This window comes from Bifidobacterium italicum (genome assembly GCF_002286915.1).
GTDB lineage: Bacteria > Actinomycetota > Actinomycetes > Actinomycetales > Bifidobacteriaceae > Bifidobacterium > Bifidobacterium italicum.
In genome coordinates this window covers 87,749-108,321 of sequence record NZ_MVOG01000005.1, presented here as the reverse complement: position 1 = coordinate 108,321, position 20,573 = coordinate 87,749, and the positions used below count along the sequence as shown (strand labels likewise).

Annotated in this window: 15 protein-coding genes; 6 read left to right on the top strand and 9 right to left on the bottom strand. The window is 62.1% G+C overall.

Translation table 11 applies throughout. The features are described from left to right. Positions 1-17: 17 nt before the first annotated feature. Positions 18-1,421 (bottom strand): sugar porter family MFS transporter, encoded by a 1,404-nt coding sequence (locus B1400_RS01965; RefSeq protein ID WP_095612792.1) that lies wholly within the window; start codon positions 1,419-1,421, stop codon positions 18-20. A 90-nt stretch (positions 1,422-1,511) separates the two neighbouring features. Here B1400_RS01965 and B1400_RS09445 point away from each other — a divergent pair, with 90 nt between their 5' ends. Beyond that, the gene (locus B1400_RS09445) at positions 1,512-1,892 is read left to right on the top strand and encodes a hypothetical protein (RefSeq protein WP_133064585.1); all 381 of its coding nucleotides are present in this window, start codon (positions 1,512-1,514) and stop codon (positions 1,890-1,892) included. A 292-nt stretch (positions 1,893-2,184) separates the two neighbouring features. On the opposite strand, the gene B1400_RS01955 is transcribed toward B1400_RS09445, so the two are convergent. From B1400_RS01955 to B1400_RS01940, 4 genes are all read right to left on the bottom strand, one after another. After that, a complete protein-coding gene (locus tag B1400_RS01955) occupies positions 2,185-3,297 on the bottom strand; it encodes a LacI family DNA-binding transcriptional regulator (protein ID WP_095612791.1) in 1,113 nt (370 codons plus the stop codon). Between the two features lie 101 nt (positions 3,298-3,398). Further along, entirely contained in the window at positions 3,399-4,400 is a 1,002-nt protein-coding gene (locus B1400_RS01950) for a LacI family DNA-binding transcriptional regulator (protein ID WP_095612904.1), read from the bottom strand. 150 nt (positions 4,401-4,550) lie between these two features. Further along, positions 4,551-6,647 carry a beta-galactosidase gene (locus B1400_RS01945; protein ID WP_095612790.1) on the bottom strand — a complete coding sequence of 699 codons (2,097 nt, stop codon included), beginning with the start codon at positions 6,645-6,647 and terminating at the stop codon, positions 4,551-4,553. A gap of 36 nt (positions 6,648-6,683) precedes the next feature. Then, positions 6,684-8,150 (bottom strand): glycoside-pentoside-hexuronide (GPH):cation symporter, encoded by a 1,467-nt coding sequence (locus B1400_RS01940; protein ID WP_095612789.1) that lies wholly within the window; start codon positions 8,148-8,150, stop codon positions 6,684-6,686. 478 nt (positions 8,151-8,628) lie between these two features. Between B1400_RS01940 and B1400_RS01935 the strand changes: the two genes are divergently transcribed. The 3 genes from B1400_RS01935 (at position 8,629) to B1400_RS01925 (ending at position 11,434) form a co-directional block, all read left to right on the top strand. Further along, positions 8,629-9,312 (top strand): carbonic anhydrase, encoded by a 684-nt coding sequence (locus B1400_RS01935; protein WP_235607262.1) that lies wholly within the window; start codon positions 8,629-8,631, stop codon positions 9,310-9,312. Positions 9,313-9,523: 211 nt separating this feature from the next. Beyond that, the gene (locus B1400_RS01930; RefSeq protein ID WP_095612788.1) at positions 9,524-10,864 is read left to right on the top strand and encodes a hemolysin family protein; all 1,341 of its coding nucleotides are present in this window, start codon (positions 9,524-9,526) and stop codon (positions 10,862-10,864) included. Positions 10,865-10,951: 87 nt separating this feature from the next. After that, complete coding sequence (locus B1400_RS01925) at positions 10,952-11,434, top strand: Dps family protein (protein WP_095612787.1); 483 nt, start codon at positions 10,952-10,954, stop codon at positions 11,432-11,434. A gap of 107 nt (positions 11,435-11,541) precedes the next feature. Here B1400_RS01925 and B1400_RS01920 read toward each other — a convergent pair whose 3' ends face one another. The 4 genes from B1400_RS01920 to B1400_RS01905 form a co-directional block, all read right to left on the bottom strand. Then, positions 11,542-13,449, bottom strand: a complete 1,908-nt coding sequence (locus B1400_RS01920) for a DUF4838 domain-containing protein (RefSeq protein ID WP_095612786.1) — start codon at positions 13,447-13,449, stop codon at positions 11,542-11,544. A gap of 32 nt (positions 13,450-13,481) precedes the next feature. Continuing rightward, positions 13,482-14,924, bottom strand: a complete 1,443-nt coding sequence (locus B1400_RS01915) for a PTS sugar transporter subunit IIC (RefSeq protein WP_095612785.1) — start codon at positions 14,922-14,924, stop codon at positions 13,482-13,484. 346 nt (positions 14,925-15,270) lie between these two features. Further along, positions 15,271-15,912, bottom strand: a complete 642-nt coding sequence (locus B1400_RS01910; RefSeq protein WP_095612784.1) for an NAD(P)H-binding protein — start codon at positions 15,910-15,912, stop codon at positions 15,271-15,273. 73 nt (positions 15,913-15,985) lie between these two features. Further along, entirely contained in the window at positions 15,986-16,846 is an 861-nt protein-coding gene (locus B1400_RS01905; RefSeq protein ID WP_095612783.1) for an aldo/keto reductase, read from the bottom strand. A 197-nt stretch (positions 16,847-17,043) separates the two neighbouring features. Between B1400_RS01905 and B1400_RS01900 the strand changes: the two genes are divergently transcribed. Together B1400_RS01900 and B1400_RS01895 are read left to right on the top strand one after the other, a co-directional pair. Beyond that, a complete protein-coding gene (locus tag B1400_RS01900; RefSeq protein ID WP_095612902.1) occupies positions 17,044-18,009 on the top strand; it encodes a LysR family transcriptional regulator in 966 nt (321 codons plus the stop codon). A 1-nt stretch (position 18,010) separates the two neighbouring features. Next, the gene (locus B1400_RS01895; protein ID WP_095612782.1) at positions 18,011-20,269 is read left to right on the top strand and encodes a hypothetical protein; all 2,259 of its coding nucleotides are present in this window, start codon (positions 18,011-18,013) and stop codon (positions 20,267-20,269) included. The last annotated feature ends 304 nt before the right edge of the window (positions 20,270-20,573 follow it).

Below are 20,573 nucleotides of genomic sequence, written 5' to 3'. Positions count from 1 at the left end.
GATTCCGATCCGTGCGCTCATTTGGCCTTGCCGGCCGCCTTGAGCTTCCAGTAGTCCTCGATCTCCTCGAGGCTCTTGCCCTTCGTCTCGGGAACGAGGACCGTCACGCCGAGGAAGCAGATGAAATCAAGCGCCGCAAAGAAGGCAAACATGCCCGCTCCGCCCCAATGGGCGAACATCATCGGCGTGAACTGGCCAATGCAGAAGTTGACGCCCCACAGGAACACGGTGCAGATGCCGGCGGCGCGGCCGCGCAGATAGGTCGGGAACAGCTCCGGGATCATGACCCAGGTCACCGGGCCCATCGAGTAGGCGAAGGCGGCGATGAATCCGCATGCGAATATGAGCATCCAGATGCCGTCCCAATGCATGCCGTAGGTGAGCGCCATGAGCACCGCGAAGACGCCCATCAGGAACGCGCCCGACTGCATGAGCGGCTTGCGCCCGAGTTTGTCGATGAGCGCCATGCCGACGAACGTGAACAGCAGCTCGACGGCGCCGACGACGGTCGATGCGATGAATTCGCCGTTGTTCTCGAAACCGATCGACGCGAACATCGTCGGACCGTAATAGGAGATCGTGTTCTGTCCGACCGCCTGGTTGAAGATCGCGAGGAAGATGCCGACGAGCAGCGCGCGCAGCAGCGGCTGGCGGAACAGGTCACGGAACGTGGAGCCCTGCTCCTCTTCGAGCGATTTCTCGATCGAGGCGACCTGCGCCTTCGCGTCATCGGTGCCGCCGATGCGTTCGAGGATCGCGAAGCCCTCCTTCGTCTTGCCCTGCTGGAGCAGGAATCGTGGGCTCTCCGGAGACAGGAACAATGCGATGAAGAAGATCGCCGCGGGAATCGCGCCGATGCCGAGCATCCAACGCCAGCCGGTGTTCTCGCCCCACAGATGTGTGCCTGCGTTCGCGATGAAGAAGTTGATGAGGTTCGTCAGGAAGATGCCGATGATTGTGAGTAGCTGATACGCGGAGCTCAACGTGCCGCGGTACTTCGTCGGCGCGCATTCGGTGATGTAGGTGATCGCGAGCGCCGACGCCAGGCCGATGCCGACACCGCCGACGATACGGGTGATGATGAGGGACGTCGGATCGTAGGTGAACGCGGACACAAGCGCCGAGACGAAGAAGCAGGCCGCACCGATGAGGAGCACCTTGCGGCGGCCGATCTTGTCGGCGAGGAAGCCCGAGACGCCGACGCCGAGCACGCCGCCGATCATGATCGATGAGATCACGAGGCCCTGCATCGCGGCGGATAGATTGTAATGCACGGCGAGGAATTCGATGGCGCCGGAGATGCTGACCGTGTCATATCCGTACAGCAGACCTGCCATACCTGCGCTCAACGCGAGGATGACGACGTATTTCATCGACCCTTCGCGCTTGGTTTCCCGCGCAGCGGGAATCGTGTTGTCCATGTTCGCTCCTTCGCTCAGCTTGAACAGTTGCGACCGACGTCACCCGCCTCCTCTACGCGGCTTGTGAGTCCTCGGTTCAGATGTGCTGACATGAAGAATGTTAGCGCGAACAAAACCTCGACACGCCACGTACTCAGAGAAAAGTTTGCGTTAACAACCATTGGAAAACAAGACATTGCAAAAACCGAAAGAAGTTCTTGCGAGGTTGCCCGTAATTTGAACGTCCTTCCCGCATCAGCGATGTGGGACCGCGCACCGACCGGCACGATCAAGCCGAGCGACATAAGGCCCACGCCCTGCCGTGAAGTTTGGGCAATCTGGCTCGTCCTTCTCACCCATGAGGGGCCGCGCCTCCTTCATGGCCATATCGCGGACGGCCTGATCGCTATCGCGCTCGTGTTCCGATTCCCCATTGACGGCGTCCTGTTGAAGCCGGACAGCTTCGTCCCATTAATCCCGCAGAACGCCTAGGCGGCTATCCGGTAACCGGCATGGCAATGTTCATCGTCACCGCCCATATCGCTTGGACGGTTGGTTCCAGCGACGCTCCGGCGGGACGTCTACGCAATATCGACAAACGATAAGGCGCCGATGCGACGCCCGGCCGGAACATGAAATTCGACGCCTCAGCGCAGATTCATCCAAATAACGCCAAGTGTTCGAAAACGAGCAATGCCCGGCAAACTGATTCGCGATTCTCTCCCATATGGGCGGTCGCGTACAGTGGTGCATGGCCCGCCTACGATGATGCGCATATCATCCCTCACCTGCGCCGCGCCGCACGCACGGACTGCCGCACAATCAGATCGGCCGACGCCAGCCCCACGCCATGCTGTGAGTTCGGGTAGCCCGGTTCGTCCCCCTCACCCATGAGGAACAGCGCCTCCTTCATCGCCATGACGCCCAGGTCGTCGAAATCCTGCCGCACTGTGGTCAGCGGCGGGTACAGGTTGCTCATGCCGGGCATGTCGTCGAAGCCGGTCACGCTCATGTCGTCGGGCACGCGCACGCCATGCTCAAGCAACGCACGGATCACGCCGATCGCCATCACATCGTTCGAGCACACCGCGCAGGTGGGCAGACGACCGCCGTTCGAGCCGATATTGTCGAGGATGTGGTTCATGCGCCGGTAGGCGTCGGCGGATTCCCAGTCGCCGCACTGCACCGTCACCGAGTTCACTGTGTTCTCCGCACACAGTTTGTTCCACGCCATCAGGCGCGTGCTGGCGTCACGCCACTGCTCAGGCCCCGCGAAGAACAACACGTTGCGATGCCCGTGCTTGCGTATGAGCCGCATCACCGACGCCATGCCGCCCCACTGGTCTATGCCTACCAGCGAGACATGTCTGCGTTGGCGCGCATTGAACATGCGCAGACCCTCACTCACGCTCACGTCGCCGTGCGACGAGGCGATGACCACGCACGGCTGGCTCACCTGCGACTGGCACGCTACCTTGAACATCTCGTCGGTGGGCGTCAGGAAGATGAACGCGTCGACGCCCTGCTCCATGAACATGCCGCACAGGTCATCGAACTCCGCTTGCGCGCACTCCGCCTCATGCACCATCGCCACCGAGACGAACATGCCGTGCTCACGGGCGGTCGCCTCGATCGACGCCAACGCGCTCACCGGGCCGTAAAACCGCTGGCCGCCGGCGATCATGCCGATCGTGCGCGTACGGTTCGACGCCAGCGAGCGCGCGGAGTTGCTGGGCCGGTACCCCAATGCGGCAATCGCACGTTCGACCTTCTCACGCGTGGCCGGCGCAACGTTCGGGGAATCGTTGATGACCCGCGAAACGGTCTGATGGCTCACACCCGCAAGTTTCGCAACCTCAAACATCGATGGGCGTTTCGCACCCTTGCGGTCGGCCATCGCCACCTCCTGCGATCGCGCGCACCGGGACGCGCGCTGTATTCAAACTTTCATGATGTACTTTAGCGCATGAACCATTGCGACCACTAGAAGCCGCCCCCTCATCGAAGCATCGGGGTGAAGCTCCCCCGCGGCACCAACGTGGCCGAGATCAGCAGATGATGGCGGCAGGTGCGATTGCGCGCAATCGCGTCCTTGAGCGTCTCCAGCCCCACGTACACCAGCTCGTGCTGGTCGATGTCGAAGGTGGTCAGCGGAGGCGCCGTATACTGCGCGATCGGCAGATTGTTCACGCTGATGACGGCGATATCATCCGGCACCTTCACCCCTGCGCTCGCGAAGGCCTGCAGCACGCCGACGGCCATCGGGTCGGTCGCCACGATGATGGCGTCCGGCCGGTCGCCTTCGGGATGTTCCTCCAGCATACGTTCGGCCAATGCCCGTCCGTTGTCCACGGTGACGGGCCCATGGGCGTAGACGAGATCGCGGTTGTCGAGCCCCAGCCGCTCGCTCCAATCGACGAACGCCATCGAGCGTATGTCCTCCTTATGGTTGTGCAGCCCCATGATCAACCCGCGGCCGCCGATGAACCCGATGCGTCTGCGCCCCGCATCGATGAATGCGTCCAACGCGTCCAGCATGCACTGGCTCAGATCAGGCTGGACCGAATCGAACCAGGCCGGAGCCGGATTCGTGTCCATGAACACCCCGTACGGCAGCGATTCATGCAGCCGCTCCAGATCCTCGCGTTCGATCAGCCCCGGACCGATCGCGAGGAAGCCGTCATAATCATCGGCGCCGGCGATGAGCTCCGCCGCGTCCTCGAAGTAGGTGAGCGTCATCCCCTGCTCGTGCGCCACCTGTTCCACTTCCTGACGCAGCGCTTGGAAATACTCGTCTTCGAGTCCCTCCACCTGCGGATGCACGTCAAGCACGGCGATGGTGCGCATCGGCACATTGGCGAATCCCAGCTGGGCCGCCGCCCGCATGATGCGACGCCGGGTCTCCGGCTTGATCTTGAACGAGGCGTCCCCGTTGAGCACACGGGACACCGTGGCCTGCGACACCCCCGCCAATGCGGCGATCTCCTTGCGTGTCGCCATCGTCACCTCACTCCGCTCGGCATGCATGATTAGTAAACTACTTTACCAATCATAGCGCCTCATGGCGCGCGGGGCATGGGTGACCGTGGGTGTGTGCGAGCCGTGACATCGCACCCGCCCACGGTCACCATGCCGGCGTCCGCGCGCCGATCAGCGGCGGATCACGATCGCGCCGTTGGGCTGCAGCACCGCCGTGGCCCCGTTCGATTCCGCACGGTACATGACGGCCGTTTCGCCATGCGGCACTGCGACGGTGACCGCCTCACGCCTGCGGTTGAACACGAATTCGTATGCCCTGCCGTCCGACTGCGCGCGGGTCACGCGCAGCACGTCGCCGTCGGCCGCCGCGGCATCCGGGAACATGCCCATCGCAGCGAACAGCTGCGGCAGGCTCGCCACGATGCCGTCCTTGCCCAGCCGGCCGCCCACATAGCCCGTCATGCCGTCGCCATACGGATGGACGGTGATGGCGGGACGCCCGTTCATGCCGGTCATGTCCTCGGCCTCGAAGGTCGCAAGCACCCGTGTATCGGGCGCGACCGACGTGATGACATCGGCGAGGTCATGCACGACGGCGCCATTGCTGACATCCAGATGGTCGAGCGCGCCGGCGAAGCGGTCGCCCAGCGGGCAATGCTCCTCGATGCGCACGCCGGCCACATCGCCGATGAGTCCGGGCCATCCTCCCAGGAACAGACGATCGTGCTCGTCGGCGATCGCACTGTAATAGGTCACGATCGCCTTGCCGCCCCGCGCCACGAAGTTGCGCAGACGCGCGGCGGTGGCATCGTCGAACAGATAGACGCACGGGATGACGACGACGTCATGCGTATCCCAATCGCCATGCACCGGCGTCACGTCGGCGCGGATGCCGTATTCCACGAACGCGCCGAACCAGTCCAGCGGCTCGGTCCACCCCTGCACCGCCTGGTTCGGCACCGTCGTGTGCTCGGCGGCCCATACCGATTCGACGTCGTAGACGATGGCGACCGGCGAATCGGTCACCTTCGATCCGGTGACGTCCGCCAGATCGTGCAGATAGGAGCCCAGCTCGCATACATCGCGGTAGATCTGCGAATCCTCGCCTGCGACCGGCAGCATCGCCGAATGGAACTTCTCGGCCCCGGCGCGCGATTGCCGCCACTGGAAGTAACAGATCGCGTCCGCGCCCATCGCCAGATGGAGCAGCGAATCACGCACGAGCGCGCCCGGTTCCTTGCGCGGATTGAGCCCGCGCCAGTTGACGGCGGACGTGGACTGCTCCATCAGGAACCACGGTTCCTTGCGCGCGATGCCGTCCACATGTGACGACGAATACGCCATCTCGTCAAGATGCCATGAGCCCGGCGTGAAGTAATGGTCGTTCGAGACGAAATCGACTTCGCGGCCCCAATCGTCATAGTCCATCGTGCTCTCCGACGAGTTGACCATGAAGTTCGTCGTGATCGGGATGTTCGGCGTGATCGAAGCCAATACGTCGCGCTCGGCGCAGAAGAACTCCTTGAGCGCGTCCGAGCTGAAGCGCTTGTAGTCGAGCAGACGTCCCGGATTCGTGAAGTTGCCTTCGCCGATGTAGCGCGGCGGCAGGATCTCGTCGAACCCGTTGAAGCGCTGCGACCAGAAGTTCGTGCCCCATGCCTCGTTGACGGCGTCGATCGTGCCGTACTTCGCGCGGCACCAATCCTGGAACGCGCGCATCGCGTCGTCCGAATAGTCGAAGCGGTTATGGCAGCCGTACTCGTTGCTCACATGCCAGGAGACGATGGCGGGGTTGTCGCGGTAATGGTCGGCCATCCGCCGGCACAGACGCAGCGCATACTCGCGGAACACCGGGCTCGTCGGACGCCAGTGCTGGCGGGCGCCGGGCCAGACGACGTCGCCGCGCTCGTCGCGAGGCAGCACTTCGGGATGCTTGGCGGTCAGCCACATCGGCGGCGAGGCCGTGCCCGATGCCAAATCGACGGCGATGCCGGCCGCATAGAGCTTCGCGATGATGCGATCGAGCCAGTCGAAGGTGAAGACGCCGTCCTCGGGCTCGATGTTGGCCCACGAGAAGATCGCCAGCGAGACGATGTTGACGCCGGCCTGCGTCATCAGACGCACATCCTCGTCCCAGTATTCCTCCGCCCACTGGTCGGGGTTGTAGTCGGCGCCGTACCAGATCCGCGCATCGTTGCCGGGCAGTGGCTGCGGCCAACGATGGACGCGGCGCGGCTTGGTGGTGATCGGGCTTTCGCATGCGGTCATGATTGTTCCTTTCTGATCGGTATCGGATATCGGATGTCAGGCGTTGACGTCGCTGCTCTCGGCGAGTTCGGCCTCGAGCTGCTCGACGATCTCCTCATGCTTCTTCTCGTCGATGCGGACGGTGAGCAGGAAGACGAGCAGGCTGAGCACGATGCCGGCGGACGGGATGATGTACGCCCAGGTCGTGAAGGTATGGATGTTCGAGGAGGTCATATCCGAGGCGGACACGGTGCCGACCATGCCGGCGGCGACGGCCACGAAGCCGACGATGCCGTTGGAGCAGGCGCCCGCGATCTTATCGAGCATCGGACGCACGCTCAACGTGACCGCCTCGTTGCGGCGGCCGGTCTTGAGCTGGCCATATTCGATGGAATCGGTCATTGTCAGGATCGCGGTCATCTGGATGGTCTGCTGCGGCAGATAGAACAGGCACAGCGCGACGAGCACGACCGCAAGGTTACGTGGCGCCATGATGAACATCGCATACGCGGCGATCATCAGCGCCATGCCGGCGGCATACAGCCAGCGGCGCGGAATGCGCCGGTTCAGGACCGGGTACAGCGGCGTCGTGACGAGACCGGTGACGACCGGGATGACGCCGGCGATCGCGAAGCGCTCGGGGGTGCCGAGCACATAGGTGAACTGGTAGAACAGCACGCCGGTCGTGGCGACGTTGGCGACGGCGTACAGCAGGTAGCTCAGCGCGGTCCACAGCAGCTGGTCGTTGCGCCCGATGGCCTTGAACGCGTCCAGCGGACCGCAATGCTCCTCCTTCGTACGCAGGCTGCTCGAGCTTTCGCGGGTGCCGAACGCGACGGACCAGGCGGTGAGCAGCCCGAGCACGGCGATGATGACGGCGAAGGCCGTCCATCCGGACTGCCCCTGCGCGTACTCGCCGGTGAAGCGGTAGGTGAAGTAGCTGACGATCGGAATGACGATGACGGTGACGCCGTTGTAGCCAATCGAGCCGGTCAGCGAGCCGAGCGACGTGTACACCGCGCGCTCATGCGAGTCGCTGGACAGCGCCGGGATCATGCCCCAATAGGAGATGTCACGCGCCGAATAGAAGATGTCGAGCGCGACGAAGGTGATGATGAACAGCGTGATGAACCATGTGGTGTTCACGTTGACGAGTCCGAACAGACCGCTGAAGATGACGACGAGCAGCACGGATGGCACGATGCCGCCGATGAACTGCCATACACGGAAACGGCCCCACTTCGTGCGCGTGTTGTCGACGATGTTGCCGATGATCGGGTCGAGGAAGATCTCGGCGATGCGGATGACGACGACCAACGACGTGATCAGCGCGATCATGCGGGCCGCGACGTCCTTGTCCACGCGTACGAACAGCGCGGTCGTGACGTAGGTCATGAAGAAGGTGCTCATCGCGTTGTAGAACGCGGACTGGCCGAGGTTGCCGAAGGCGAAGCAGATCTTCTGACGCCGCGCGCGCCGGCGCTGCGCCTGCTCCTGCGGACCGTTTCCGATTGCGCTCTGCATGGCATGCTCCTTGATGGACGTTGATGACATTACCGGCGGCTGCGGTGCCGTCTCGCTGGATGTACTCGTCATGTCGTTCTCTCCATTGCGATATCGACGTTATGTCTGGCGTGAACCATGGCGTCATTCCTGATGTCATGCCCGACGCCGTGCTCTGCGGTTGTCGCGATCGGTACTGCGCTGCACCGGTCATGTCACGTACTCTACCATTTACCGACTTTACTAAACAAATTTAGGCGTGTCGGAAAATCATTACCTTGATGACGCAAAACCGTAACCCCCGGCTTTGCGGGGCACGAGCCACGCCGCCCAAGGAAGCCCCGCCTCCGGCCGCTCGTCGACGCCCGCATCGCAACGCCTTGAGCCACGCCCATACGGCGGCGCGCAGGCGCCGATTGCGCACGGTGAACAATCCGCTGATGACAAAGACCCTATGATTTACCGTAACGCACGAACCGCGACGACCAGAGGAGACACGATGACCGAGCACACCGAAGAGACGACCGCGAACAGCACATGGAGCCGCATGCTCGCCGGCAACCGGCGCTTCGCGGAAGGCAACGCCACGCATCCGTGGCAGGACAAGCAGACGCGCGAATCGCTCATCGACGCGCAGAATCCGGACGCGGCGGTGCTCAGCTGCTCGGATTCGCGCGTGCCGCCGGAGATCATCTTCGACGCCGGCCTGGGCGACATGTTCACGGTGCGCACGGCCGGGCAGATCATCGACGACGCCGTGTTGCAGTCGCTCGAATACGCGGTCGACGCGATGCATGTGAGCCTGCTCGTCGTGCTCGGCCATCAGCATTGCGCCGCCGTCGAGCAGGGCGTCAAGGAGCTCGACGCGCTCGTGAAGAAGCTGTCCAAGGAGGACGGGCACGAATCGCCGGCCGTGCGCGAACAGCTGATGGAGGACCTCGACGAGGTCATCCTCTCGTCCGATTCGCAGTTCCTCAAAAACGTGGGCCTGTCCGTCTGGCAGGCGCGGATGGCCGGCCTCGACTCGAGCGAGGATTATGAGCAGGTGAACATCGCACGCACGATCGAACATCTGGTGACGCATTCGGAGATTATCCGCGATGCACTCGCCCATGAGCAGCTGATGATCGTGGGCGCCCGCTACCGTCTGGATTCCGGCCTGGTGGAGGTGCTCAGCTTCTGAACGCCGCTTTTGCCCCGCAATCAGCTGTATCTGCGATTTTGGGGTGGGACTTCCGTGAGACTAGGCCCCTATATGCGCCACCCTTATCGCTTCTGTTCGCATATGGTGGGTTTAACGGCAGTCGGAGAAGGAGTCTCTCGGATGCCCCACCCCAAAATCGCAGATATCCTCTTGCCGGCCGATTGCCCTGCCGATGACATACGCTTGAGTCATGTCTTTAGGTTTGAACATACTGCTCATCTTCGTCTTCCTGCTGCTCGGCGCCGTCTTCGCCGGCACCGAGCTCGCGCTCGTCTCGCTGCGCGGCTCGCAGATCGACCAGATGGAACAGGAGGACGCGCGCGGCGCCCGCGTCGCGAAGATCGCACGTGACCCGAACACGTTCCTTTCGACCGTGCAGATCGGCGTAACACTTTCCGGCTTCCTGTCCGCCTCCTTCGGCGAATCGTCGATCTCCCCGTTCATCGTGCCGGTCGTGGAGAGCTGGGGCGTGCCCAGCAATGTGGCCGCGCCGCTCACGACGATCGCACTCACGCTCATCATCTCCTACTGTTCGATCGTCATCTCCGAAATGGTGCCGAAACGCATCGCCATGCAGCGCAACGAACAGATCGCCCGCGCAGTCGTCCCCGCGATCTCCGCGTTCGCGAAGGTATGCAAGCCGATCATCTGGCTCATCGGCAAGAACACGAACGGCATCGTCCGCCTGCTCGGCTTCGACCCGAACGAAACCGAATCGGAGGTCTCCGATGAGGAGCTACGCGTCCTCGTCAGCTCGAACTCGAACCTGACGACCGACGAACGCACGATCCTCGATGACGTCTTCGACGCGTCCGAGAAGATCGTCGCCGAGGTCATGCGCCCGCGCGCCGACGTCGCGTTCCTCAACGCGGACATGCCGCTCGCCGAGGCCGCCGCCTTCGTCCGCGACATGCCGTATTCCCGCTACCCTGTTTCCGGCAAGGACTTCGACGACATCCTCGGCTTCGTCCATGTGCGTGACCTGCTCGACGTGCAGAACCCCGACGGCATGACCGTCGCCGACGTGACGCGCGAGGGCATCGCGTTGCCCGGCACATCGAAACTGCTGCCGAGCTTGGCGCTGCTGCGCAAACGCGGCATCCATCTGGCCACCGTCATCGACGAATACGGCGGCACCGACGGCATCGTCACGCTCGAGGATATGACCGAGGAGCTCGTCGGCGACATCCGCGACGAATACGACCTGCCCGAGGACCCCGCGAAGGGCGCCGGCAACGGCACCGTGTTCGTCGACGGCGTCGCGACGGTGGACGGCAGCATGACGATCGAGGATTTCGCCGATCTCACCGGCATCGAACTGAGCGATGGCCCGTACGAGACGGTCGCCGGATACTTCCTCGCGCACACCGGCAAGATGGGCGAGGTTGGCGACACCTACACCTCCGAGGACGGCGGCTACACGATGACCGTCACGAAGGTCGACGGCCGCAGGATCGAGACGATCGAAGTGCGCAAACAGGACGATCAGGAATCCGCAACGACCGAAGAGGATAACGGGGACAGAGGTTAGGCCGACAGCTCACGCCCAGCCAACGCACGGCAATGGCACGTAAGCTCGAAAACAGCGTATTAGTCAATCATCAGAAAGGAACGAACAATGGCACTGTCATTCATCATCCCGGGCCTCGACGAGGCATCCTCGGAGAAGATCATCGGCATCCTGCAGGAGCGCCTGAGCCAGGAGCAGGAGGCCGCGCTCGTGCTCAAGCATGCGCATTGGAACGTCGCCGGCCCGAACTTCATCGCCGTGCACGAGATGCTCGACCCGCAGGTCGACGAAGTGCTCGCGATGGCCGACGAGACGGCGGAACGCATCGCAGCGCTCGGCGGTTCGCCCTCCGGTCGCCCCGACGACATCGTGCGCTACCGCACCTGGGACAAGTTCGAACTCGAAGGCCGTCAGAACACGCTCGACTATCTGCGTGCGCTCGACAAGTACTACGACTCGTTCATCAAGGCCGACCGCACCGCCGTCGCCGAGCTCGATGACCTCGACTTCGTGAGCAGCAACATCATCCAGGACCACGTGCAGAAGCTCGAGCAGTTCCAGTGGTTCATGCGCTCGTTCCTCATCGACTGACCTGATCGACAAGCTGCCCCGCTGACAGGCGGGCATATGCGGGGTGCGGTTCACTTCCACCCGGAAGTGAACCGCACCCCGCATATGCCCGCCTGTCAGCGGTTTTCCTACTTCTGGAAGCCGTCTTTCGGCGAGAATCCAGCGTAGTTGCGCGCGACTTCGATCACACGATACACATCGAGCTGCGGCTGTACATCCATTTCGCCGCGGCGTATGTAGTCGAGGAACCTGCTCCATGCCGCCTTCGCCCGTATCTCATCGCCATTGGCGAGCGCCGCGAGCGCCGTGCTGATGCGCTCGACGTACCCTCGATGCCAATCCAACACGAGCCACGCCGCCCGATGCCCATCGTCCGCGCTGACCACGTGGTTCACAAGCGTGTCCTCGACGGCGCGCGCCTGTTCTGATAGCTCTGCATACCGTTTCGCCTGCTCGGGGTCATGTCGTTCACCAATCGCAATGAAATAGTCGCAGGAGGATAGTTCGGAGGCTGTCTCCAGCCATGGCAGCGCATCACGCCACCCTTCGCCGAGCAGCGCCTCAAAGTACTCATCTTTGAGCTGTTCGTAGTCGAGCCACGGATTCCACAGCATCCGTCCCATCACATAGTTCGGCAAATAATGCGGGAAACCGACGCGCAGCTCTTGACAGCTGATGTAGCCGTTGAGGCCGAGGCTCCCGAGCTTCGCGATATCACGGCGGATCGTATCGCTGATGGCGAGATATCCGAAGTCTCCGTAGTGCGCACGGCCGAGCGGGTAGTCGTAGACGAAGGCATCCCCGTGGAATGTCTTCTGCCATGCGAACAGGTACGAGAGGTTGTCCTCGAGCGAGTTGGGCAGCACGATCTGGTTGCGCATGTATGACGCGGGCTCGGGCAACTGGTCGAGATTCACGTCGGCGTAGCTGCGTTCGAAGGTGCGCGTGATCGGCGCGAACATCATCGTGAAACGCCCAGGATGCCTGATCGTCTCGTATTCGGGGGCAAACAGCAGCTCATGGTAGAGCAGGAAGCAGATATGCGCATCCAGCCCTTCCTTGGTGAGACGCTCATCGAGCGCGTTGAGGAACCGCACATACTGGTCCGACGGCAACCATGTGCGGCATTTGTCGCATTCGCAGATGTTATTTTGGGCGTCGGAGAGCCATACGTGCAGGTAGTCGACGTCGGGGTGCTTGCGCGCATAGTCGACGACGATCTCGACCATGCGCGGCGTCACCTCGGGGTTCGAGAAGTCAAGGCTCGTCAGGATCGGAGCGCCGTCGACGAGCTCGCGCTTGCCGTTGAGCTCGGCGACGAGCGGTTTCTTCTCCTCCGGGATCGTCAGTCCGGATTCCCATCCGTACTTCGATGAATAGCCGAGCACCTCGCCGGTCCATCCGTGCCCCACGCGATGCTGTACGATGCCGCGTGTGCGCATCGCCTCATCGACGCGGTCGCTCATCTGCTGCGCGATCCCCGCGTCGAAGGGCTCGGCGTTGACATATGGATTGAATTCGTGCTGATACCAGCGCTTGAGGAAGGGGTACGGATTCTCGAACTGCACGAAGAACGTGTTGAAGCCGAGCTTGGGCAGCCAGTCGATGAAATCGATGATATTCTCAACACTGTCGGCGCCTTCGATGCATACGCCGCGGTGAGCGAAGGCGGCTGTCTCCCGGATGTCAAGGACGGTGCTGCCGAAGACGTCGCGGTCGAGCTTCAGCAGCCTTTCGCCGGCGGCGCCCGGCTGTGGGAAGCGCGCCCCGAATTGATAGGCGAACCGGTACACGGCGATCAACAACGCGATGTCGGTGTTCGCGTCGATGCTGAGTCTACCGTCGGCGAGCGCGATGCGGAACTCATCCTTGAGTTCCGCATCCTGTTTCAACCCTGCCGATGTGAGGACCAGCTGTGCGTCAGCGTCCTCCGTTGCTTCGTGGATGTCGATGCCGAACATCCGTTCCATCAGCCGTGTCAGTTCCTTGGTGATGAACGTCGAGGCGTATGCGCCTGCGTCGATATGCGCCAACATGATGATTGATGCTCCTTCGGTTGCTTCCGTGTTCATTGACGATGTGCCATATGCTGGGACGTATCCGTCGTGGACGAAGCAGCCTGTGGCGCCGTGGCCTCGGCGGACTGCTCACGGTGTTCGCGGCGTTCCTCGGAGCGCTTGGCCACTTCCTTGAGCTCGGCGACTTCGTCCGCGGATTCGCTGGTCTGCACGCCCGCCGCTTCGGACTTGAGGTGGGCCGCGTCGGCGGCCTTGAAGAACGGCAGATAGATAAGGAAGGAAATCACGACGAGCACGGACTGCAGCACAGCGCCCTGCCAGCTGCCCGTGGCCAGGAAACCTCCGACGATCGGCGGTGTGGTCCAAGGGAGCGCCACGCCGGTGGTGTAGGGGACAAGGCCGGTGGCCATGCTTACATAGGCAAGGACCGCATTGACAATCGGCGCGAGTACAAAGGGCACGAACATGATCGGGTTGAGCACGGTCGGGAACACGAACAGGATTGGCGTGTTGATATTGAACAACGCGGGGATTCCAGATACGCGGCCAAGCGTCTTGTACTCACGGCTGCGTGACAGGAACATCAGGCACAGCGCCAGGCCGATCGTCGCACCGCCTCCGCCGATGTACACGAAGAGATCCATGAACGGCGATGTGATGATGTTCGGCAGCGCCTGTCCGCTTTGCAGCGCCAGACGGTTCGCGTCGGCCTGCTGCAACCAGATCGGGCTCATAACCGAACCGACCACCTGACCGCCATTGACGCCGCAGAACCAGAATACCGAGTTGAGCAGCACGGCAACGAAGGTGCCACCAAGTGTGCCGCCAATGAGTCCGAGCGGTGCGCCGATGATGAGCGCGAGCAGATTGTTGAGACTGCCGACGCCGGTGGCTTGCAGAATCTTCATGATAACCGCAAAAAGGATGATGATGACGGCGCCGGGCACGAGCGCGGCGAACGAGCGACCCACCGCATCCGGCACGCCCTTGGGCATCTTGATCGTGAAGTCATGCTGGATGAACTGGCGGTAGATCTCCGCCGCAATCATTGCGACGACGATCGCCGTGAACAGCCCTTTGCCGCCCATCAGTCCGTAGGGGATGCCAAGGCCACCATCCTCCGTTTTAAGCGGCGGCGTGACCAGCAGGAACGCGCCGATCGAGATGACGCCCGCGGAGGGGCCGTCCGTGTCATAGGATTTCGCGAGGCTGTAGGCGACGCCAAAGGCCGTGGCAAGAGATAGCAGGCCGAAGGTGTTGTCCGCCATTGTGCTCAGCAGCACATCGAGTCCGCCGTGCTGGTTCAGCCATGTAATCCAGGCCGGGATCGGAAAACTGCCGATCAGCGTGAAGATCGACCCCACGAGCACGAGAGGCATCGCCATGAGCACGCCCTCCCGGAGCGCCTTAAGATGCCGTTGTGCAGCTACTTTCTCACCAATTGAGGTAATCTTGCCTATTAGTGCAGCGTTCATAGATGCAGTCCGAGCCATGCATCCTCCTTGTTCTCCATCGAACTTGTCTCAGATAACTCTTGCTTACCTGTACGGGAAATGTCCTTAGCCTCGCAAATTACCGCGCACTCGCCGCACGAATCGTCATTGACCGTTTTCGGCGTTTTCTACCGTGACTCACCTGTACTGACCGGACATGATGGCACCGCATCTGCGATGGATGGAAAGCAAAGGCACGCAATGACCAGCCTGACCGACAACTCATCGGGACCGACGAACGCTGATTCACGTGAAACACAGATACCGAAGGGCGCCTCGAGCGTGTTCGCCAATGCGAAATCTTCCGAGACGGCCCCTCGGTACATGCAGTTGCATCTCACCAAACTCAGCGGAAGGTCGGCGCCGCCCATTCGGTGCCGGGTTCGCCGATGCCGAGGCTTTCGCGATGGTAGTCCTGCTCGCCGGTCAGCAGCTCGGCCGCGAACTTGGCCACGGCCTCGCGGGTGATCTGCGCGTCCTTGAACGGTTCGCCCTTGCGCGTCACGTCCACGTCGGTCTTGGCCGGGTTGTCGTACAGCCACGTCGTGCGCAGGATCACATAGTCGAGATCGGAGTTCTCGATCGCGTTGACGGCATCGACGTAGTTCGTCTTCCACACCAGGCCGGTGTGCTCGCGGTACCACGCCTGGAACGGGCCGGCCACCTCCTGGTAGACGTCCGGCACCGACATCGCGATGAAGCGCTTGACGCCGGTCTCGTCGAGATCCTTGATGAGCGGCAGCATGATGTCCGGCGTCGCCACATAGGCGAGGAACACGCCGTCGGAGCCGCGCACCGCGTCCTTGACCGCCGACGAGTCCTTCAGATCGCCGTCGACGAAGCGCACGCGCGGACCGTCGAACGCGCTCAGACGTTCGGCGACGTCATGTCCGAACAGCACGAGGTCCGCATCGCCGTGCTCAAGCAGATACTGCGCGGTCATACGGCCGATCCGGCCGGTCGCCGCAAGAATCGTATAGGTTGCCATAGTTGTTGTTGATCCGTCCTTCCGAAAATGATCACAGTGTCCCATGCGCCCGCGCATCCGCGCGGCGCACCGTTCACGAACGCAGCGCGCGCAGGCTCTGTCCGAAGATGTTCACGATGGCCGTCGGGTCGCGGTGGTCGAAGAACTGGCTCTCGTGCTTGTCGAGGCCGGCGATCGTCGTCATATCCTCGTCGCTGAGCTCGAAGTCGAAGACGTCGAAGTTCTCTTCCATCCGTTCCTTGTGCACCGACTTCGGAATCGCGACGATGCCACGCTGCAGCAGCCAGCGCAGGATCACCTGACCGTTCGTCTTGCCGTACTTCGCGCCGATCTGCGCGATCGTCGGGTCGGTGAAGATGTGATGCTTGCCCTCGGCGAATGGCGCCCAGGCCTCGACCTGCACATCCTGCTCCTGCGCGAAGCGCACCTCGTCCTTCTCCTGACACCACGGGGAGACCTCGATCTGGTTGACTGCGGGCTTCACGTTGCTCATCAGTTCGAGGTTGATCAGCTGGTCCGGCGCGAAGTTGGAGACGCCGATCGAGCGGATCTTGCCGGCCTGCTGCGCCTCCTCGAGCGCGCGCCACGCACCGGCGACATCGCCGTACGGCTGATGCAGCAGATACAGGTCGAGGTAGTCGAGGCCGAGCTTGCGCAGCGAATCGTCGATGCCCTGCTTCGCCTTCTCATAGGTGAAGTGGTCGACCCACAGCTTGGAGGTCACGAAGATGTCCTCGCGCATCACCGGGCTCTTCGCGATCGCCGCGCCGACCGCCTCCTCGTTCATATACGCGGCCGCCGTGTCGATCAGTCGGTAACCGGTCGCGAGCGCGTCGGAGACCGCCTGCTCGCACACCGAGAGATCCGGCACCTGAAAGATGCCGAAGCCGAGCTGCGGCATCGTGTTGCCATCATTCAACGTCACATACTGCATGATCGTTCCTCATTCGTCTGTTGTCATCCATATGCGGATCCGTCGTTCGTTTCCGCGTTCACCCAGCATCGTAAAGTCCTCGTTTCGCGAAGTACAATGCCTATCATTGATGCTGTTATGCGTTCCGCGCATAGTGCGTTCGGCGCCGGCGGAAAAGGACCGGGATGCGCCGACGATTCCTCAGGGAGGCGGCGATCATGATCGAAATGGAGGCGTTGCGCGAACTCGTCGCGTTCCACCGCTATGGCACATTGAGCGCCGCCGCCGACGAACTGCGCATCACGCAGCCGACGATGACGCGCGCGATGCGCAAACTCGAGCGCGACCTCGGCGTCACATTGTTCGACCGCAGCGTCAGGAACCGGCTGTCATTGACGCCGACCGGCGAACTCGCCGCCGAAGAGGCGTCGCGGCTGCTCGACGACTATGAGCGCTTCGTCGAGACGGTCCGCAGCGACGCGCGCCTGCGCAACGAAATCGTCATCGAGTCGGTCGCGCCGGGGCCGCTGCATTTCCTTGCCTCCCTTGAACATGATGGTGACACCGCCGCGGCCGACGCAACAGGCGCGGCCGACGCCACAACTGATGCCCCTGCCGCGCACATCACGATCCGTCACGACCTGATCGATCCGGAGGCGGCGCTTGACGAACTGCTGCAGCGCAAGGCGACGATTGTCTTCACCGACCGCGAGATCGACGATCCGCGCGTCGAATCGCTGTATCTGGGCCGTGAATTCCTCGGCGTCGCCATCGACAACTTCAATCCGCTCGCGCAACACTCGAGCGTCACCTTCGCCGATCTCTCCGGCATGAGCTTCATCGTCGCCTCCGACATCGGCCCATGGCGCACGCTCATCGAGCAGCGCATCCCGGGGGCGCGGTTCCTGTACCAGCAGGATCTGGGTTCGCTTGAGCAGATCAGCCGCTATTCGGCGTTCCCCTTCTTCTACTCCAATCTCACGCGTTCGTCTCCCGACGTCGATGAACGGTTCGTCGTGCACACGCGCACTCCGGTGGCTATCGACGACCCCGCCAACCGCATCGATTGCTACGCGACCTTCCTGACCGATAACCGCCGCGTCGCGCTGCCGATCCAACAGCGGCTGGCGCAGCACTGGCCGCGCGAGACGTCCATGGACGCCATGGTTTCCGCCGCTGGCTGATATGATGACAGACGTCGGTGGTGACGCCGAGGGACGAGCGAGGGGAGCGCGGGACGCGATGGGCATCCTATCCAAACACAATCCATGGGGGCTGACGCCAACCACGGCACTCAGACGTCAACAGCAGGCGCAATCGACCTACATGATGTTGGGGCAGGCTGATTGGGTGCTGCGCCGATCGGAGCAGATCTCCTTCTCCGCATCGGGCAGCACGCGACGCTCGATGACCTTCGACGTCACGCTGCCCGAAGACGAGCAGCTGTGGCTTAAATGGCGCCGCCCGGCGAGCCATGAGAATCAGGTATCGAACGCCGACGAATACGAGGAGCACTACCAATACGTGGGCCTGCCGATCACCTTCCTCGGCAAAGGCGATCTCATCCACTTTGACGCCACCGACGGCCAAGGTAACACGCTGCACACCGTGCTCAGCGAAGACAACGGCATCGTATTGTACAATGCGCTGAATTACTGCCTGTGCGCTCAGGATCCTGAGGAAGCCAACGATCTGCTGTACACGTTGAATCGTGCGATGCATACGCAGATGCGGCGCGAGCTCGCTCGCATCGATGATATCGAGAAGACGCTCGGACGACGCCGACGTGACGAGCTACGCGACGATCTGGCCGAATACCGTACACAGCTCGAGGATGCGGCCGCCTGCTTGCAATGGTGGTGTGACTGCCGTGACGGAAATGTGCTGGAGGACAAGACGGACATCCGTTACGACGGCAAGCCACTCATCGCCAAATATTACTCCAGACACTCGGTAAAATATCTGGCCCTCAACTTGGTGCACGACGCGATTATCCAAGGTATGCAAGGAGCATGGCCGGGTGTGCGTAGTTCCCGTAACCCCGGGAGCATCTTCCCGACGGCGCATGTCCATGGGCTTCCCGAATCGGTCTTCGCTCGCATTAACGCGGGCAGCGGCAAGACGCCATCGATTTGCACGGTTCCGTTAAGCGACGCAGCCGCGAATGAATTAGAAGTTCTGCGCAAGCAGACGATTGCAGCACTGCTTGAAGAGATGTGCCCGGATACCGGAGATTCAAGTAATTCTGCTGATGCTGCGATGGGCATAGTGGCTGCAACTGACGCCAAGCCACTCCATGACGATTGGATCATGACTGCGTTCGCGGAATTCGTCCATCGATGGCGCGCGCAGATTGAGACGTCTTCACTGCCGGCATCGAAGAAACAGGAACGCGAAGACACCCTACGCACCTATCTGCTGCTGCTCTCCTCGGCATGCGACACCTATCCGCTCGTCGTACTGATTCCGCGCGAGCAAGCGCACAAACGGCTGCTCATCAAGATCTCCTTCGACGCCGCGTACCGTGAACGATTCATCGACGTCATCAATCCGTGCGCGCAGACGATCGAGTTCGCGTTCCAGACCTACGGCGCCCACTCCACGCATCTGGAAGTGGAACCGCTCGACGACATGATCCTCACCAACGCCCAACAGGTCGCAGCTGAAACCGGCACACAGCACAATCAGCACCGGCAGCACAATGCGCGGCTGCGCGCGAGGGCGACGGCCAGGCGGCTGCATCTGGCGACGAAGGCGGACGCGAGGCAGCCGATGACCAGGCTGCGACTCTCCCTGATGATGCGGCGCAACTTCATCGTCTCGTTCCTGTTGTGGTCGACGATGACGCTGCTGTTCACGGGTTTCGCCGCCTATCTGGTGAACCTGGCCGATCCGGCCGTGCCTTTCGACCATCTGCCGGCGCAGATCAGCGGCCTGCTGGGACAGGACAATATGCTTGCGCTGCTGGCACTCATCCTCTCTCTGTGGATGGCGCGGCGCATCAGCACAATCCAGCATCCGCTTGTCGAAGGCATCAACGCTTCAACGAACGCGTTCATGAACATGAACATCGCGCTGATCCTTGTTTCGGCGTTCATCGTCTGCTACCAGTCGACGCCCACCGATGCGGTGTCACGAATCTGCACCATCGTCATATTCCTCATGGCTTTGGGCATATGGTTGTGCTCGGTGTGGATGATGTGGACGTACACGCATCGGAGGATCAAAGACGACCGCGTGCTGCCGCTGACGATCGCCGTACCGCATGGCAAGTCCCGGTTAAGCCGCAACGCGGGCAATCCGCAGTCGGCCGTCATGCCTGCGGACAAGGCGGCGTTCTCAATTCTCGAATCGTTCTCAGATGAGCAACGCAGGATCGCAATCGGTGCACTCGAATCGACGATGGAGAAGATCAAGCGCGACATCCATAGCGAAGCTAGGTAGGCGCAGGGCGGAGTACAGGCCGGTCAGAACGTCTGCACCGGCATCTGCACGCAGTATCCTGCGTTGAGGGAGAGCAACTTCCGGGTTTTCCTCGGATATACCGCCCGAAGACCGCCATTTCCCAGTGCCGATACTCGCGCCTATGCCAGATGTTGCTCTCCCCCAACGCAGATATGGCCCGAGCACCTGCCAATCCGGCCCCATGAGCCACGCTGACACCCCATTCTCCGCCCCGGGAGAGCCCGAGCGCACTTCGGGCACCTTCGAAACGCGTCCCCAACCACGCCAAGCGCACCCGCCAGCC